Origin of the sequence: Acidithiobacillus sp. (assembly GCF_023255755.1) — a bacterium.
GTDB lineage: Bacteria > Pseudomonadota > Gammaproteobacteria > Acidithiobacillales > Acidithiobacillaceae > Acidithiobacillus.
The window spans coordinates 1-16,389 of sequence record NZ_JAGDVS010000020.1; the positions used below are offsets into that span (position 1 = coordinate 1).

Consider the following 16,389-nt stretch of genomic DNA (forward strand, 5'->3'; position numbering starts at 1 on the left):
AATGGGGGCGGCGAGATATTCACCGGCGCACAGGCGACTCAAGTTCATCGCGTGTCAGAAATCAATGTGCCGACGCCCGCGTCGGTAAAGATTTCCAGCAATAACGCATGAGGTACCCGACCATCAATGATATGCGCGGCGTGTACCCCGGCGGCCACGGCATCCAGGCAGCACTGAATCTTGGGTAACATGCCGCCATAAATACGGCCATCGGCAACCATCCGATCCACCTCGGCAGCCTCCAGACGCGTGCGCAACTGGCCGTCCTGATCCAGCACTCCGGCGACATTGGTCATCAGGATTAGCTTCTCAGCATTCAGCGTCGCGGCGAGAGCGCCGGCCACCAAGTCGGCATTGATATTGTAGGATTCGCCCAGGGAACCCACCCCGATCGGCGCCACCACCGGAATGAAATCGCCCTGATCCAGCAGGCGGATAATATCCGGGTCCACCCGGGCGACCTCGCCCACCAGACCGAGATCAACGCCATCCCGGCGCAAAGGACGGGCGCGCAGCAATCCGCCATCCTTTCCCGTCAGCCCCACCGCGCGGCCGCCCGCCCGGTTGATGGCTTGCACAATCTCCTTGTTGACGCGCCCGCCAAGGACCATTTCCACCACTTCCATGGTCGCCGCATCGGTCACTCGCATGCCATCCACAAAATGGGTCTGCACCCCGAGTCGTTCCAGCAGGGCACCGATCTGCGGTCCGCCACCATGCACCACCACCGGATTCATGCCCACCTGTTTCATCAGGGTCACATCGTAAGCAAACTGCTCTTGAAGATAGGCTTCGGTCATGGCATTGCCACCGTATTTGATAACGATGGTACGACCATGGAAACGCTGCATGTAAGGTAATGCCTCTACCAATATATGCGCCTGCAGGTGGGAATCATTGTGCATAGAGCTCATCACGTACTCGCCGTATCTATCGAAGACTCAGGAATCAGCCCGCGCAAAAGAATCTCCACAATTCCGGCGTCATAACCTGCGGGATCGTCGGCAAAGGTAATAGGGGGATAATGTCGCAGGATATCCCGGGACTGGAAAAAGAAAACATTCGCGCCCAACAACAGGGTTGCCACCAGGGCCGGGTCAAAATCCACCCGCAGTTCGCCCCGGGACTGGCCGGCTTCGAGCACTGCGACCAGTGCAGAAAATACATCAGCAAAGCCCTGTTCAGCAAACTCTTGCGCTCTGGGCGCGCCTTTTTCGAGAATTTCCCGCCATACCAAACGCACCAATTCCGGTCGGTCTAACAGTGCCTGGAGATGGCAGCGCGCAAAATGCCGAAGCACGTCCACCACGGCTCCGTGGGCGTCGACCGCATCATTGAGCAATTTCCTCAAACTTTGGCTGGCCGCACGCAATACCGCAAGATAGAGCGCATCCTTATTGGGAAAATAATGATAGATATTGGCTTTGCTGATACCCGCCTGCAACGCGATGGCGTTCATGGAGACGGCATCAAACGCTTTATCGGAGAAGAGCTTTTCGGCGGCCGCCAAAATCCGCTGTCGTCCCTCACCTTCGATTGCCAGTGGCAAATCCCCCACGATCCTCCCCTCCGCCCCCAACATATGACAGTCGCCCTTGCACAGTGCTCGACCAATCGGTCAATATCGGAGCAGTGTAGCACCACCCATGGCGATTGTCCCCCTACGGACAAGGGTGGATAGTTATCCACCATCCGCCCGCAATTTGCTATTCTAGGCGCCAAAGATTTTGGCAAAGGAACCACGCATGTTTACCCATACTCCCAGCCAGGGAGATCTGTCTTTTTCTTTGTTGTTGCGAGCGCTTCGCGGCATCACCTTATGGCAGCCTATACTGGTGTACGTCATCGCCGTTTTCCTGGGCATGACCGGCTTGGAACTCTTCGCGCAATGGCCTGGCGGATGGGCAGGTGCCGCCATTGGGGTGATCATTCTACTGATCAGTTTTGGTGTCGGCTACCTGGGCGCTGGCGGTGTACTACTGCACGAGGCGCGCGGCGATCCACTGCCGGAAATAGCTAAAAGTCTCCGCTTTGGCATACGGGCCCTGCCGCGCCTGCTGGGGCTGCTGATTATTGAAAGTCTCTTGCTTTTGGGCATTTTTGTCGTAGAAGCATTGGGGTTTTTCGCTTGCAAGATACCGGGGATTGGCGCGATGCTCTTTGTGCCGCTATTCCCTGCCATCATGTTGGTAAACGCCATTGTTTTTGTCCTCGCCGTTATTGTCTTCAATCTCTCCGGACCCGCATTGTGGCACGGCGAAAGCGTAGGCAACTCACTCCGTCATACCATCTCCATCGCCCGCAATAAACCAGGTTCTATTCTGCTGATGATGTTGCTGCTCGCCGCGTTGGCAACGGGCATGGGAATTATCATTGCGGTGATTCTCTATACCGGGTATAGCATGACACTAACGGCCGCCACCCCCGTGCTGGCTGATGAAATCAGCCGCAGTGCAGACATGTTCTGGCAAATGCTGGGGGCACTGTCGGGCGAGAGACTCATCAGCGGCGAAATACTTGCGCAACCGGTGGCAGCAAGCACCTCCCTATATAACGCAGGACTCAGCATGGGGCTTGGCCTGGCGGGTGCGCTGGTATTTATTCTTCCCAATGTGGTGTTCCTGCTGGGTATGGCACATATCTATATTGAGGCTCTTGAACTGGTAGCACCGGAGGATGTCTAATTTCGCCATGAAAAAATGGATACGCCAACTGGAAATTGAGAAAAACCGCTGCCAGAGTTGTGGCATGCCGCTGCAGTTTGATCCCCAAGGCGGCGGGACGGAGGCCGACGGCAACCATAGCACCCGTTACTGTAGCTATTGCTATGCGGCGGGTCAGTTCAGGGAACCGGAACTGACGCTGGGCGCCATGCAGCACCGTGTCCGCCAACTGATGCGCAACCGCAATGCCCCATGGTATATCCGCGCTTACATGGCGCACCGCGTACCAACGCTGGCGCGCTGGCGGGGATGCAAAAAGCGTTAGTGGAATGCCTTATTACAAAAAGCCCCCGCATGCGCATGCTCATCGCTTCGGGGGCCTCTGTACGCGAAAAACCGCTCAGATTGGGGATTAAATCGCGGAACGGGGACGACGGCCGCGACGGGGCTTCAGTTCCTGCATGAGCGCGTTTCCACGGCTATCCAACTCACCCAACAGATGGCCATTATCACCCACGCGGTCACGAACTTCAGCGACAGCCGCAAGAATCTGCGCAGGCTCCCAATCAGGCACTAGACGAGAAATGCGGTCCATCAACGACCGTCGTTGTGCTTCACGCTCACGACGTGCGCGCGGGTTTTCCTGCAAACTCCGCTTCTGCTGTTCGAATTTTGCCAACTGCTCACGCAGCCGCATCTCTGTCTGGCGTTGCTTCTCTTCTAAATCCGCCAGACGCTCTTCTGAGGTACGGCGGTGACGTTTTTTTGCTTGCGCTTCCATAGTCATTCACTCCTTAAAAATTAGGTTGCCATGGCGGACGAAATCACCAACATAGTAATTATGTCAGCTTGTTTTTGCTTTGGCAAATACAAATGCATCGGCAAAAATATGTTCTCGATCCAATCCTGCTCCCTGTAAAGCGTCGGATAAGGAAAACACCATATCGGGATGCCCACAAATATAGGCATCGATTGCGCCCGCGTCTGGAAAATCATGAATGACTTGCGCGGTAACATAACCGGTAGCTCCCGACCAGGAAGCATCCGGACGAGATACTATCCGGGTTACCTGAAAGTGGTCATGACGCGACTGCCATTCACTCAGTAAGTCCTGACAATAAAAATCCTCCGCATGGCGTACACCCCAATAAAAATGGATCGGACGTACGGAGCCCTGCGCGAAGAGAGACTCGAGCATACTCTTGATAGGTGCAAAGCCAGTGCCGGTGGCGACCATCAGCAAAGGACGAGTGGATTCCTGACGAATAAAAAAGGTGCCTAACGGGCCTTCAAAACGCAGGATGTCCTTTTCTTTCAAAGCACCGAACACATGCCCGGTAAAGGCGCCGCCAGGCACTTTTTTAATGTGTAGTTCTAGCAGCGCATCGTCGCCGGGCATATTGGCGAGGGAAAAACCCCGCCTGCCGCCATCTTTCAGAAGGATGTCGATGTACTGCCCGGGAAGGAACTGCAGGCGCTCCGTAGCAGGAATTTTTAGAAAGAGCGCGCGCACATCAGGTGCCAAATCCACTATTTTGACTACTCGCGACGGCAGGGTTTTGATCTGAATATCCCTGGCGGCGCCGATCTCCCGGACTTCTATCGTCACGTCGGACAAGGGCACTGCCTGACAGAAGAGCGCCAGCCCCGCCTCCTTCTCCGCAGCCGACAACGTTTTTTCTTCCACCTTCCCGTAATCTACTTCTCCGCTGAGAATACGCCCCTTGCAGGTCGCACAGGTACCATTGCGACAACTATAGGGGATGTTAAAACCGTGCCGTAGAGCCGCCTCCAGGATGGTTTCATCACTATCGCAATCCATCTCGTGGCCACTGGGTTCAATATGCAGACGGTAAGGCATAAGCACATCCTCTCATAACAATTTAAAATATTTCGGCGGACATTCTAACAGATGCGCGGCAGGTTGACCGTGCTTCAGGGATACTCCCGGTTGAGATCATAGCGATTCACAATGCGGCAGAATAATTCCGCCGTCTGGCGGGCATCATAGAGCGCCGAATGCGCCTGCGTGTGGTCCCAATCCAGACCTGCGGCCAGAGCGGCCTTGGCCAGCACGGTCTCACCATAAGCCAACCCAGCCAGACTGACGGTGTCAAAGGTACTGAAAAGATGAAAAGGGTTATTTTTAACGCCCGTCCGCTTTTCTGCTGCCTTAATAAAGGACAAGTCAAAAGAGGCATTGTGCCCCACAAGAATGGCACGCCGGCATTGAGCGGCCTTTATAGCCGTGCGCACCGGCCTGAAAACTCCGCGCAAGGCTTCCTCCTCGGAAATCGCGCCGCGCAACGGCTGAAATGGATCGATACCAGTGAATGCCAATGCTGCCGGGTCAAGCACAGCCCCGGCAAAGGGCTGCACATGAAAGTGGTGCGTGGCTATCGGCCGTAACTGCCCCACTTCGCCGCCGATTATAATCGCAGCCACTTCTAACAAGGCATTACGGTCAGGATCAAATCCTGACGTTTCCACATCGACCACTACCGGCAAAAAGCCGCGAAAACGTCCGGCCAAAGCCGCCATTAGCGTATTACCCCTCAATACGTTGAGAAAAAACCAGAGCGCGTGGTGCGGCCAGCAGGACCGCGGTGGAGACGCTCAAGGTTACCGACGCAGTCAACATCACCATCACTACCAATTGCATGGATACCGCAGCAAGCGGTGCCATGCCCGCCAGAATCATGCCTGCGGTAATTCCCGGAATATGAATCATGCCGACACTTTTCAAACTGTCGATAGTCGGGATCAATGCGCTGCGCACCACCATACTATACAGGTTGCGCATGGCCTGACGATGATTGGCACCCAGCGCCAGCATGGCCAGCAACAACTCCTCGCGCTGGTCCACCTCGCTGCGCAGGCGGTTAAGCGCCAGCGATACCGCGTTCATCGCGTTGCCGATAATCATACCGCCAATGGGGACCAATGATTCGCCGCGCCAGAAGACCAAACCGGACAGGAGCATCCAACCGAGGGTGACGGTAGTCGCCACAGTAATGCTGACCACCCCGATCCAGTAGGCGTGAGGAATACCGGCACCACGCTTACGATTAAAACGACCGGCCATCAGGATCATGGCCACCAGAAAGAGTACCAGCAAAAACGGCTGGTGCTGCCGGAACAGCCAGCCCAGCAAAAACCCCATGATCCCTAATTGGACCATCGCCCGCGCCGCGGACCAGAGCAGTTCCTTGCCTACTCCGAGACGCTGCCAGGCAGACAAAGCCCAGGCACTGCCCAGGAGACCCATCACTCCCGCCATGGTCCACGGCGAGAAGGTGTTAAAAATATCCGGGGCTGCGTTGTTCATTCGCGTTTATACGCCTCTGACAGCAGACGCCAGTCACCCGCTACAAAGCCTTCCAGAGGCCGAAAGCGCTTTTTATAGTCCATTTTTGGGCTGCTGGCGACCCAGTAGCCGAGATAAAGGTGGGGCAAGCGCTGTTTCCTGGTCCATTCAATCTGGCTGAGAATAGCGAAAATACCCAGGCCGCGTTGCGGCAGATCCGGCGTGTAAAAGGTGTAAACTGCAGACACACCGCCGTCCAGCACATCCACCAATGCCACCGCTAGTGGGTGTTTATCCTGCTCAAAGACCAGCAGGCGGGCATCAACGCCACCGGTTTCCACAATCATTTCCCGATATAAGCGATCCGCGTGCTCATCCATGCCGCCCCCCGGATGCCGCCAGCACTGATACTCCGCGAAGAGGCGGGCGTGGACGGCATCCCATTGCGGAACCTGTTCACGTATTTGAATGCCCTGATTCCGCGCCCAGGTGCGGCGCTGGCCGCGATCCGGCTGAAACTCCGCGACGGGGATACGCACGGAAATGCAGGCATCACATTGTGGACACATCGGACGATAGGCCACCGGCCCATTGCGCCGGAATCCTTTCTGCAAGAGTTGGTCATATTGGCTGCTGCCCACCATCTCGCGGGGATCGCTGAGCACCAGGAGTTCTTCCTGATCTGGCAAGTAGGGACATTTCTGCAAAGCAGACAAATAGAAGGCCATGTCTAAAACATCTCATGCAAAGATGACGAGATTTTCCAGTCGGCTGGTGGGTGTTGGGTGCGCAGATCGGCAAGGGCTTGCAAGAAATCGCGGCGCGGCAATTCGCGTGCACCCATGCTTTGCAGATGTGGGGTGATGAACTGGGTATCGATCAGGCTAAAGCCCCAGTGCTGGAGGTGACGCGCCAAGAGGACAAGGGCCAGCTTGGAGGCATCAGGTACCCGGCTGAACATGGACTCTCCAAAAAAGAGTCCGCCGAGGGCGACGCCGTAGAGCCCACCGACCAGGCTGCCCTGCTGGTAGACTTCTATGGAATGCGCTGTTCCTGCGGCGAAAAGATCCAGATAGGCGGCACGCACCGCAGGAGTGATCCAGGTACCACCCTGTCCGGCACGCGGCTCCGCACAAGCGTCGATGACACCGGCAAAGTCGCTGTCCATGTGGTATTGCCAGTCCCTGTTACAGGCCGACTTGCGTAAACTGCGGCTAATATGTACCGCCGAAGGTTCCAGGACAGCACGGGGATCAGGGGACCACCAGAGAATGGGGTCCTCCTCGCCAAACCAGGGGAAGATGCCCTGCGCGTAGGCACTGAGCAGGCGCTCCCGGGATAAATCTCCACCGATGGCGACCAGGTTGCCGTCGGCCTGCTCCGGGTCGGGAAAAGGGGCTGACCGGTCATGACTGCGCAGGAGGACCGGACGTACGCCTTCAGGGCGCAACTGCACTGCCTCCTGCCTGCATCAAAGACCAATCCCCCATTTCGGTACTAACTACCGGTAACTATACCCGTTTTGAAGTGCTTGCAGGGCCGCCACCCGCGCTTCCAGACTGGGGTGCGTAGCAAACCAGCCGCGCCAGCTTCCGGAAATGTAGGCTGTCGCCATGGGATCGCGCACCACGTCATGCACCACATGCATGGCTTCCGCCTGCTGATGCAGCTTTTGCAGCGCCGAGACCATCGGGGCCACGCCCACCTGCTCGGCAGCAAAACGATCCGCCGCGAACTCCCGGCGGCGCGAAAACCAGGTGATGGGAATCAGCGCCAAGAAAGACAGACCAATCTGCAAAACTATGGACACCATAAAAGCGATCATGGGCCGGTCATCAAACTGCCGCGCGGCCAGCATGGACAGCCAGAATACAAACGTATTCATCAAACCTTGTAGTAAGGTGGTACTCACCATATCGCCATTGTATACGTGCCCCATTTCATGGGCCAGTACCGCCCGCACCTCATTGTCGCTGAGCAGGTTGACCAGACCACTACTCACCGCGACCATGCTATGATTGCGGCCCGGTCCGGTGGCGAAGGCATTAGCCTCGTCATTCCAGTACACCCAGACTTCCGGCATGCGGATGCCCAGGCGATTAGCTAGCTGTGCGGCCGAGTCGTACACCAAATGTTCCTTGGCCGACTGTGGTGTGTCGATGCGTTGCATCTGCAGCCCCGCGCGCGCCAGATGTTTCGACATCAGCAGCGAAATAAAGGCGCCGCCAAAACCGATCACCAGCGCCCAGAGCAGATCCGCGTTGCTCACCGAGCCACGCAGGTCCACACCGAACAGCGGTAGAATAAAATTGACCAGAATGGTAAAACTGATCGACAGGCTGACAAATATCAGCAGGTTCGTCACCACCAACAGCAATATGCTCTTGAATGATTTCATGACACGCACGCTCCATCAGAATACCTTGACCCTTCCCGCGATATAGCGAACCGTTCACCCCGACATCGCGGCTGATTGCCTTTTGTTTTTTATGGCAATGCGGAATCAGTCTAACATCAATATAAGGACGCAGGAAGAGACAGATAAGGACTCAGAACAGCGGCGGACCAGTGCGGGATATAGGGCAACACCCCCAGGCAAGGCGCCGGTAAACACTGTTGCAAGGTCTCCAGGGTGCCCTCTGCGACCGCAGGATTCAAGATGTTCGCCACCCATCCGGCGAAGGACAGGCCCCGTGTGCGGATGGCCTCGACACTCAGCAGGGTGTGGTTGATGGCTCCCAGCCGCAAACCCACCACCAGCAGCACCGGGAAATGTAGGTCCTCGGCCAGTTCGGCAAAGCCCCAGTCAGCGCCCAACGGCACGAGAAAACCACCCGCGCCCTCCACCAGCACGCAGTCCGTCGCCACGGATTGCGCCCGGACGAAGGCCACGACGCGCCCACGATCCACGGTGACGCCCGCCCGCTGCGCCGCCCAGTGGGGGGCCAGCGGCGGGTCGAAGGCGTAAAGATTGGTTTCGGTAATGCTGCGCGGGGGCTGGCTAGCGGCGCGCAAAATTTCCACGTCCTCCCAGGTACCGTCGACTCCGACCCCAGAGACAATGGGTTTGAGGGCCGCAACGCGCATGCCGTGACCGGCGCAGAGCCGGGCCAGCGCCGCCGTGACAGCGGTTTTGCCGACACCCGTGTCGGTACCGGTAATGAAAAGTCCGCGCGCCTGACGCACTTGCTGCTTCGGCGAGGGCTGTTCCTGCGTCACCGGCGGCGATGCCGTTGGATCAAGGGAAAAGCTACACCGCCGTCTGCATGCGGAAGGGCGCGCGGTCCGCTGCTCCAGGCATGTCCGTAGACGACTTCATAGGTGGCCGGCAGGCGGCCGTCGGCGCGAAAACCCTCGTAGGCCTGCCGCAGTGCCTGTAAACGCCGGGGAGTGAGCAGGCCACGGGCGCGACCTGCGGCGGCATTGGTGGCACCGATGTTACGCAGATCCCGCAGGAGATCGTCTACCACCGCATAGGTGAGCTGATAATGTTCTACATCCAGGACCGGCATTTCGTAGCCCTGACGCACCAAAGCATCGCCAATATCATGCATGTCGATGAAATGACTGACATGGGGCTGGTCGTCCACCGCCACAAAGGCCTGACGCAGTTCTTTGAGGGTATCCGGACCGAGGGTGCTGAACATGAGCAGGCCGCCAGGACGCAGCACCCGCGCAAACTCGCGTAACACCTGATCCAGATCATTGCACCACTGAATGGACATATTGGCGTAGAGTAGGTCGATGCTGGCCGTCGCCAGTGGCAAATTTTCCGCGTCGCCCTGGCAGAAATACTGACGCTGACGCCAGCCTTTGCGACGCCGCGCCTGCTGTAACATGTTTGACGCCAGATCCAGGGCGAGCAGCCGCGCACGGGGATAACGGCGATTGAGACGGCGGCTTTGCAGGCCGGTACCACTACCCATATCGAGTATCCATTGGGGTTCCAGCTTGACGAGGTCCAGTCGCTCAATGAGCTGCGCGCCGACCTGATCCTGCAAGACGGCACTGGTTTCATACGCGGCCGCTGCCTGCTCAAAAGCCCGCCGCACGGCGCGTTTTTCCATGAAGAAGGACGGGTTACCGGAGCTCATCCCCAGGTCTCCAGCAGCGCGTGGGTACAGGCTTGCGGATGCGACAGAAAAGGGACGTGACCAGCCTGTTCCAGGAGGGTAAACCGGCTGCCGGTCAGATGCTGGTGGAGATATTCGCTGGCACCGACGGGCACGATCCGATCCTGTCGCCCATGCACGAGATGCACCGGCATGGGTAGTGCCATCAGTTGGCTACGCAAATCCACTTCCCGCAGCAGGCCCAGCCCATCGGCAAGACAGGCCTGATCCGGCATGGGCCAGGCGCTGAGGCCCTCCAGAGCGCGGCGTCCTTGTGGATCGTTCAACACTTGCAGGGCGAGGAAGCGCCGCCGGGTACCCTGGGGATCTTCGCGCAGGCGTTGAGCGAAGTCCTCCAGAGTCGCGGCAGGGATGGCCGGAGACCAGTCGGGGCGCTGGCAAAAGGCCGGGGAACTGGATATCAGCACCAGTCCCTCCAATAATTCAGGGTGCTGCAAGGCGATGCCCAGGGCCAATAAGCCCCCAAGGGACCAGCCGAGCAACAGGGGCTTGGGGGCCTCCTGAGCAAGCATCTGGCGGAGACGCTCCAGACTGGCAGACCAAGCCAGGCCGGAGGGCGCACAGGGCGTCTGCCCGTGACCGGGGAGATCGTAGCTGATGCAGGTGAAATGCGCATCCAGAAGGGGCCGCCAGGAAGCGAAGACCCGGCTTTCCATCCCCCAGCCATGGAGCAGCACCAGCGGGCGTCCCTGACCACTGACCTGACGCGCCCAGCTCATAAGATCTCCCGGAGCGCGGTAGCCAGAAGCTCGATATCATCGTGACGGTGTGCCGCACTGAGGGTGATACGCAGACGGGCACTATCGGCAGGCACCGTCGGTGGCCGCACCGCTGGACAGTAGAGGCCGGCACGGCGCAATTGGGCGCTGACGGTCAGCGCCCGCCGCGCATCGCCCAGCAGGAGGCCCTGAATGGGTGTCTCGCTGGCCAACCAGGGGGCGTCGGGCACTTGCGCACGCAGATGCTGCCGGTGCCGTGTCAGGCGCTCGCGCCGGGCATCCCCATGCCGTAAAAGGTCGAGCGCGACGAGGGCGGCAGCCGTCAAGGCGGAGGGCAGGGCGGTATGGTAGATGAAGCTGCGGGCGCGATTGCGCAGGAGATCCACCACGTCCTGACTCCCCGCCACGAAGGCGCCGTAAACACCGAAGGCCTTACCCAAGGTGCCCATGATGACGTCTACCCCGTGGATGTCCATGTTCCAGTGCGCCGCAGTGCCTTGCCCCTCCGTCCCCAGCACTCCAAAGGCATGGGCTTCGTCGAGGATGATCCCTGCGCCATACTGCTGCGCCAGGGTGGCGAGTTCAGGGAGCGGGGCGATATCGCCATCCATGCTGAACACCCCGTCAGTGATGATCCAGGCCTGTCCCCGGCCGCCGCGTTCCAACCATTGCGCCAGATGCGTCATGTCGCCATGCCGGTAGCGATGCAGGCGCGCGCCGGAGAGACGCACCCCATCCACCAGCGAGGCGTGGTTGAGACGGTCGGCATAGACGCGATCACCGCGTCCGACCAGCGTGGAGATGACCCCCAAATTGGCCAGGTAACCGCTACCAAAGAGCAGCACCGCCTCCACTCCCAGCCAGCGGGCCAAGGCGTCTGCCAGCGTCGCATGGGCGGGCCGCTCGCCACCGAGCAGGGGCGCGGCACCAGCCCCTACGCCGCTCTGCTGGATCTCGGCGATGGCGGCGTCACGTAAGGCGGGCTCTGCGCTCAGGCCCAGATAATCATTACTGGCGAAAGACAGGAGCAGTTCGCCCTGCGCCCCCACAAAAGTGGGCGGCCCACGCTTCGGCACAGGTTGCAGGACCTGCAACTCCCGCCAGAGGTCGTGCGCACGCAAGGCGGACAATTCCACACGCCATTGTTCTTCCCGTTCCGTATGCATAGCTTCTTATAGGGAGGGGCCTGTGCCTTGTCAATGGAGGGCGAGGGCGAGAGAATCAGATCCGGTGACAACGACTGGCGTTGCCAAACGACTTGACTAATAAGCAAAGGAGCTTCTTGCAACGGATCCTTCCACGCCTGTATCGGCTACACGACGCAGTGGGGCGCTTCAGCCACTGGCTGTTTCCGGAACATTGTCGTGCCTGTGCCGCGCCCGGTGCCCCGCTCTGTGTCGGCTGTTTCGGCGACTGGCCGCGTCTGCCCGCCGAGCGTTGCAGTTATTGCGCGCTACCCTTGTCAGACAACGGGGACTGCCGGGTCTGCGCGGTGGAAGCCCCCGCCTATGACCACGTCTATACTCCGTTTATCTATGCCGAACCACTGAACACCGCCATCATCGCATGGAAGTTTCAGCAGCGTCTGGACTGGACCAGGCCACTGGCCGATGCCTGGGCCAGTGCCTGGGGCAAGCATCCGCCGTCCCGCCCGGACGCGCTGCTGCCCGTGCCTCTGCATCGCCAGCGCCTGCGCGAACGCGGTTACAACCAATCCATGCTGCTCGCCCGTCACTGGGGCAAACGCTGGAGAATCCCGGTCATCCCCGGAGCGCTGCAGCGTCGCCGCAATACCGGCCACCAACTCGGACTGAGCGCAGCCGCCCGGCGAGACAATCTGGATGCGGCCTTTGCTCTGCGCGGACGCGTTCCGGATCACGTCGCCGTCGTCGATGACGTACTTACGACCGGAACCACTGCCGCGCAGATTGCCAGCACCCTGCGGGATGCCGGTGTACAGCGCATCGACATCTGGGTGCTCGCCCGTGTCCTCTGAGAGTCCATTGGCGCCTGAGCCATTTTTGCACGTCATCCTGTATGAGCCGGAGATCCCTCCCAACACCGGTAATGTCATCCGCCTCTGCGCTAACACCGGGGCCACCCTGCATCTTGTGGAGCCCTTGGGTTTTGCCTGGGACGACCGCCGCCTGCGCCGCGCCGGGCTGGATTATCACGAGTTCGCGCAGGTACATCGCCATGCGGACTGGGCGGCCTGCCGGGCGTTTTTGGGGGATGCGCGCATATTCGCCTTCAGCACCAAAGGCACGCAATCTTATCAGCAGGTCGCGTACCAGCCTGGCGATGCGCTGCTTTTCGGCCCGGAGACCCGCGGCTTGCCTGCCAGCCTCCTGGACAGCCTGCCCGCCACGCAGGTACTGCGCCTGCCCATGCGCCCCGGCCAGCGCAGCCTGAATTTGTCCAACGCCTGTGCTGTCGCGGTCTTCGAGGCTTGGCGGCAAATGGACTATTGCGGCGGTCAGTGAGCAGCGTTGATCAAACTACCCATTTTTACAACCTCTTCAATTGCCTGTCATCCGCTTAAAACGCCCGCCGCCAATAGTGCGTTCAACCTCGCCAGTGTCTCGGCGATGATGCGCCCCTGAGTGTCGATGTTCTGAATGATTTCTTGCGGCGTGCGGGTATCCACATCCATTACTGCTGTCGGGTTGACCGCCTTCAGGTCAAACACGGCTGCGTCCATGTCGGCGGCCTTAGTTTCCAAATCGCGGGCGGCTTTATCTTTCTCCTTGATCTGCGCATCCAGTGCCTCCAACTCGGCGTCACTGGCCTTGTCTTTCTTCAACCGCTTGAGCTGCTCTTTCAAGTCCACCACGGTGGCTTTGATTTGCGCCGCTTCATTGAGCAGCGGTTGCATCTCGGCGCGAGCTTTAGCGCGGCGAGCGGCGAAATCCATCGTCCACGAATAACGGCTGTCGCCCTCCGGCCTGCCGCGCTGTTGCAGCATGCGGGCATAGCTGGGGAAGGGCTTGCCCGCATTCGCCTCGTCCGCATGCCAGTCGGCAGTGAGGATGGCGGGCAATTGCATATCGGCCAGTACATCGCCGTTTTGGTCAAAGCCAAAGTGCGCCAACGTCAGCGGTGTTTTTTTGCCGACCTTCACGTAAGACAGGTCGTAATACCAAATCTTCCCAGTCTTCTTGCCCTTGGTGAAAAACAGCAGATTGGTCTTCACACCAGCACCAGCAGTAGAGAACACGCCACCCGGCAGGCTGACAATGGCCCACAGATCACACTCATCCACCAGCTTGCGTTTGGTTTCCAGAAAAGCGCTTTCGTTGGTGCGGAACAGTAAGCCCTCGTCCAGCACGATGGCGCAGGTACCCTTGGGGGCCAGCTCGTCCAAGATATCCTGCACAAACAGTACCTGAGTGGCGCTGGTTTCGTAGGCGAAATTCTTCTGTGCGTCCTTGCCCTCCTTGCCGCCGAAGGGCGGGTTGGTCAGAATCACATCAAAGGTTGGGGGCGCTTGGTCGAATAGGGCACCGTAAGTCGTGCGGCGGGTCAATGAATTGCCGTGCCACAAATTGGGCTGATCAATGCCATGCAGTACCAGATTAGCCAGCGCAATGGGAAAGACCAGATTCTCTTTTTCGCGGCCAAAAAAGGTGTCGTGCTTGAGGGTGTCAATATCGGTACTGGTGGCACTTTGGCCGAGTTGGCGGGCAATGTGCTCGTAGGCAATCGCCAGAAAGCCGCCGGTGCCACAGCAAGGGTCGTACACCGTCTGCCCGAGCTGCGGATTCACCGTATGCACCATGGCGCGGATCACCTCACGCGGGGTGAAGAACTGCCCGCCGTCGGAGTTCTTTTCACCCATTTTCAACAGCAAGTCTTCATACACCTGCGACAGAGTGAAAAAATGCTGGTCATCCACATAGTCGATATTGATCTGATGCACCTTATCCAGAATATCGCGCAGATTAGTTTCACTATCGACGCGCACTTTTTCCACCGCTGTCATGGTGCGACCCATGATGCGTTGTTTGCGGCTGGCATTGAAGTTAGGCAGGCCGGTGCGGGTATCAATGTCCAGACTGTGCAGGTGTGGCAGTAGCTCTTTATTAATGAAGTCAAACAGCTTGCCATCGCCCGCCGCGAACAATTCCTGTCGTTTCCAGCCGAAGGGCTTACCCTCTGCGGTTTTCGGATGCTCAGGCTTGTCTGAATACGGCGCGGCCCAGTCCTGCCAACGGTAAGGGCTGTGCAGCGCGGGTGAGAAGTTCGCGCCCAACACTTCGGCCTCTTCGCGCGCCTTGGCTTCCTGCGCGTCCAGAATGCGCAGGAACAGAATCCAGGTCAGCTCCGGCACGTACTGCAAGGCGCTGGCGCAGTTGGAACGGCGCATCACATCGCAGATGCTTTTGACGAAGGCAGAAAGGGATTGTGTCGAAGCGATGGCTTTAGGTGCTTTGGTCGTGCTGGGCGAAGCCATGCCATCGGTGTTTTTTTTAGGGCGAGCCATTAGCGCGGTTCCTTGGGGGGTTTCCTGTCCAGCTTCTTTCTGGCAGATTCAATCTGCTGAATGCTGTTGTCGGGTTTGGGCAGATTCTCGGGCATGGTGCCGCCTAACTCTTCAATGGTCTGGCGTACCTTGCGACCCACCTCAAAGTGGGTCTTGTTGGCTTGTGACTTACCCTGCACCTGATCACGGCGCAGTTTTTCTTCGGTTTGCGTGGCGCGGAACAGGTTGGCAGCCAGCTCGGTGCTGCCCATGTGATCGAGAATCTTCTGGCTCTTCTTCAGCCCCTTGCGGGCGTGGATTTCCTTGTTGCCCAAACCGCCATACAGCCCTCTGTAACCATGATCCTGAAAGATGGCGTAGTCGAGGCTGGACTCCACGCCCGCATCCTTGGCGGCAGCGGCCAGATGCTTGTTGTGCGTGGCAAGTTCGTTGCGGATGGCGAGGCGCTTTTCGTCCTCGCTGAGTTGGGCGAATTTCGCATCGTCAGCAAGTTCCTGCCGTCGCGTCTGCATGGCGAAATAGGTCTGTCCATTGGCGATCACCGGCTTTGCGGGGTCGCCGTTCTGCACGATCAGGTAACAAGCGTAGCGTGACAGATGCACATCCGGCACCGGGCGCTGTGCGCCGGAACCGATACCGACCATTTTGGTGACATCACCGAAATGGTCGGCAACTGGCCGACCGGACTGTTCGCAGGCCAGCCGTGCCTTATCCACCACCTGCATGAAGTTGCGCCAATCCTGGTATTCCAGTAACGGAGCAATGTCGCGCGCCGACCAGAATTCGTTACCGTCCTCGTCGAACTGGCGGACTTCCTCGAAGGTGGCGTGATGTTGTTTGGTGATGCGTTTGTCGGTCATGGTCGTCTTCCTATTGATTGAAGGCTTGCGCAAGCACACGGCTTGGCAGGCAGTTGATCTCTTCCAGCGCTGCCTTGCTTGAATTTTCTAATGCGTCGATTTCGGTCATGGCGGCCTGGATGCGCGCCACGATGTGTTGCTGTTCGGTTTTGCTCGGTGCTGGCACATCTAGTGTAGTGTTGCATTCTGTTTACTGCTTAAATGGCCGTTAGCGCGGATGACCT

At 58.7% G+C, this 16,389-nt stretch carries 19 protein-coding genes; 4 read left to right on the top strand and 15 right to left on the bottom strand.

What is annotated here, in order from left to right; genetic code table 11:
* Positions 1 to 44: 44 nt before the first annotated feature.
* Together argB and Q0C48_RS01640 are read right to left on the bottom strand one after the other, a co-directional pair.
* Positions 45 to 914 (bottom strand): acetylglutamate kinase, encoded by an 870-nt coding sequence (gene argB / locus Q0C48_RS01635; protein ID WP_366936976.1) that lies wholly within the window; start codon positions 912 to 914, stop codon positions 45 to 47.
* Complete coding sequence (locus tag Q0C48_RS01640) at positions 914 to 1,558, bottom strand: TetR/AcrR family transcriptional regulator (protein ID WP_291520898.1); 645 nt, start codon at positions 1,556 to 1,558, stop codon at positions 914 to 916. Before Q0C48_RS01640 ends, argB begins: the two co-directional genes overlap by 1 nt.
* Before the next feature lie 187 nt (positions 1,559 to 1,745).
* Here Q0C48_RS01640 and Q0C48_RS01645 point away from each other — a divergent pair, with 187 nt between their 5' ends.
* A complete protein-coding gene (locus Q0C48_RS01645) occupies positions 1,746 to 2,684 on the top strand; it encodes a hypothetical protein (protein WP_291520900.1) in 939 nt (312 codons plus the stop codon).
* A 7-nt stretch (positions 2,685 to 2,691) separates the two neighbouring features.
* Complete coding sequence (locus Q0C48_RS01650; RefSeq protein WP_291520902.1) at positions 2,692 to 2,988, top strand: zinc ribbon domain-containing protein; 297 nt, start codon at positions 2,692 to 2,694, stop codon at positions 2,986 to 2,988.
* An 87-nt stretch (positions 2,989 to 3,075) separates the two neighbouring features.
* Here the strand turns inward: Q0C48_RS01650 and Q0C48_RS01655 are convergent, their stop codons facing one another.
* From Q0C48_RS01655 to bioF, 11 genes are all read right to left on the bottom strand, one after another.
* Positions 3,076 to 3,450 carry a hypothetical protein gene (locus Q0C48_RS01655; RefSeq protein WP_291520904.1) on the bottom strand — a complete coding sequence of 125 codons (375 nt, stop codon included), beginning with the start codon at positions 3,448 to 3,450 and terminating at the stop codon, positions 3,076 to 3,078.
* A gap of 57 nt (positions 3,451 to 3,507) precedes the next feature.
* Positions 3,508 to 4,524, bottom strand: coding sequence for a CDP-6-deoxy-delta-3,4-glucoseen reductase (locus Q0C48_RS01660; protein ID WP_291520906.1), 1,017 nt, complete (start codon positions 4,522 to 4,524; stop codon positions 3,508 to 3,510).
* A gap of 74 nt (positions 4,525 to 4,598) precedes the next feature.
* Positions 4,599 to 5,204 carry a ribonuclease T gene (gene rnt, locus Q0C48_RS01665; RefSeq protein WP_291520908.1) on the bottom strand — a complete coding sequence of 202 codons (606 nt, stop codon included), beginning with the start codon at positions 5,202 to 5,204 and terminating at the stop codon, positions 4,599 to 4,601.
* A gap of 7 nt (positions 5,205 to 5,211) precedes the next feature.
* Positions 5,212 to 5,991: an iron export ABC transporter permease subunit FetB gene (gene fetB, locus Q0C48_RS01670; RefSeq protein ID WP_291520910.1), complete on the bottom strand. Its 780-nt coding sequence runs from the start codon at positions 5,989 to 5,991 to the stop codon at positions 5,212 to 5,214.
* The gene (locus Q0C48_RS01675) at positions 5,988 to 6,698 is read right to left on the bottom strand and encodes an arginyltransferase (RefSeq protein WP_291520912.1); all 711 of its coding nucleotides are present in this window, start codon (positions 6,696 to 6,698) and stop codon (positions 5,988 to 5,990) included. Before Q0C48_RS01675 ends, fetB begins: the two co-directional genes overlap by 4 nt.
* Positions 6,699 to 6,700: 2 nt before the next feature.
* Positions 6,701 to 7,426: a leucyl/phenylalanyl-tRNA--protein transferase gene (gene aat, locus Q0C48_RS01680; RefSeq protein WP_291520914.1), complete on the bottom strand. Its 726-nt coding sequence runs from the start codon at positions 7,424 to 7,426 to the stop codon at positions 6,701 to 6,703.
* Between the two features lie 45 nt (positions 7,427 to 7,471).
* Positions 7,472 to 8,368: a protease HtpX gene (gene htpX / locus Q0C48_RS01685; protein ID WP_291520916.1), complete on the bottom strand. Its 897-nt coding sequence runs from the start codon at positions 8,366 to 8,368 to the stop codon at positions 7,472 to 7,474.
* A gap of 116 nt (positions 8,369 to 8,484) precedes the next feature.
* On the bottom strand, positions 8,485 to 9,189 hold the full coding sequence (bioD, locus tag Q0C48_RS01690) for a dethiobiotin synthase (protein WP_291520918.1): 705 nt from the start codon (positions 9,187 to 9,189) through the stop codon (positions 8,485 to 8,487).
* Positions 9,186 to 10,064, bottom strand: coding sequence for a malonyl-ACP O-methyltransferase BioC (gene bioC / locus Q0C48_RS01695; RefSeq protein WP_291520920.1), 879 nt, complete (start codon positions 10,062 to 10,064; stop codon positions 9,186 to 9,188). Before bioC ends, bioD begins: the two co-directional genes overlap by 4 nt.
* Entirely contained in the window at positions 10,061 to 10,822 is a 762-nt protein-coding gene (gene bioH / locus Q0C48_RS01700) for a pimeloyl-ACP methyl ester esterase BioH (RefSeq protein WP_291520922.1), read from the bottom strand. The genes bioC and bioH overlap by 4 nt, the downstream gene beginning before the upstream one ends.
* Positions 10,819 to 11,988, bottom strand: coding sequence for an 8-amino-7-oxononanoate synthase (gene bioF, locus Q0C48_RS01705; RefSeq protein WP_291520924.1), 1,170 nt, complete (start codon positions 11,986 to 11,988; stop codon positions 10,819 to 10,821). Before bioF ends, bioH begins: the two co-directional genes overlap by 4 nt.
* A 116-nt stretch (positions 11,989 to 12,104) precedes the next feature.
* On the opposite strand from bioF, the gene Q0C48_RS01710 reads away from it, so the two are divergent.
* Together Q0C48_RS01710 and trmL are read left to right on the top strand one after the other, a co-directional pair.
* Positions 12,105 to 12,818, top strand: a complete 714-nt coding sequence (locus Q0C48_RS01710; RefSeq protein ID WP_291520926.1) for a ComF family protein — start codon at positions 12,105 to 12,107, stop codon at positions 12,816 to 12,818.
* Between the two features lie 7 nt (positions 12,819 to 12,825).
* Positions 12,826 to 13,305: a tRNA (uridine(34)/cytosine(34)/5-carboxymethylaminomethyluridine(34)-2'-O)-methyltransferase TrmL gene (trmL, locus tag Q0C48_RS01715; RefSeq protein WP_366936978.1), complete on the top strand. Its 480-nt coding sequence runs from the start codon at positions 12,826 to 12,828 to the stop codon at positions 13,303 to 13,305.
* 47 nt (positions 13,306 to 13,352) lie between these two features.
* On the opposite strand, the gene Q0C48_RS01720 is transcribed toward trmL, so the two are convergent.
* Positions 13,353 to 15,305 (bottom strand): N-6 DNA methylase, encoded by a 1,953-nt coding sequence (locus Q0C48_RS01720; RefSeq protein ID WP_291520929.1) that lies wholly within the window; start codon positions 15,303 to 15,305, stop codon positions 13,353 to 13,355.
* Positions 15,305 to 16,165: a DNA damage-inducible protein D gene (gene dinD / locus Q0C48_RS01725; protein ID WP_291520931.1), complete on the bottom strand. Its 861-nt coding sequence runs from the start codon at positions 16,163 to 16,165 to the stop codon at positions 15,305 to 15,307. The genes Q0C48_RS01720 and dinD overlap by 1 nt, the downstream gene beginning before the upstream one ends.
* Positions 16,166 to 16,389: the final 224 nt, after the last annotated feature.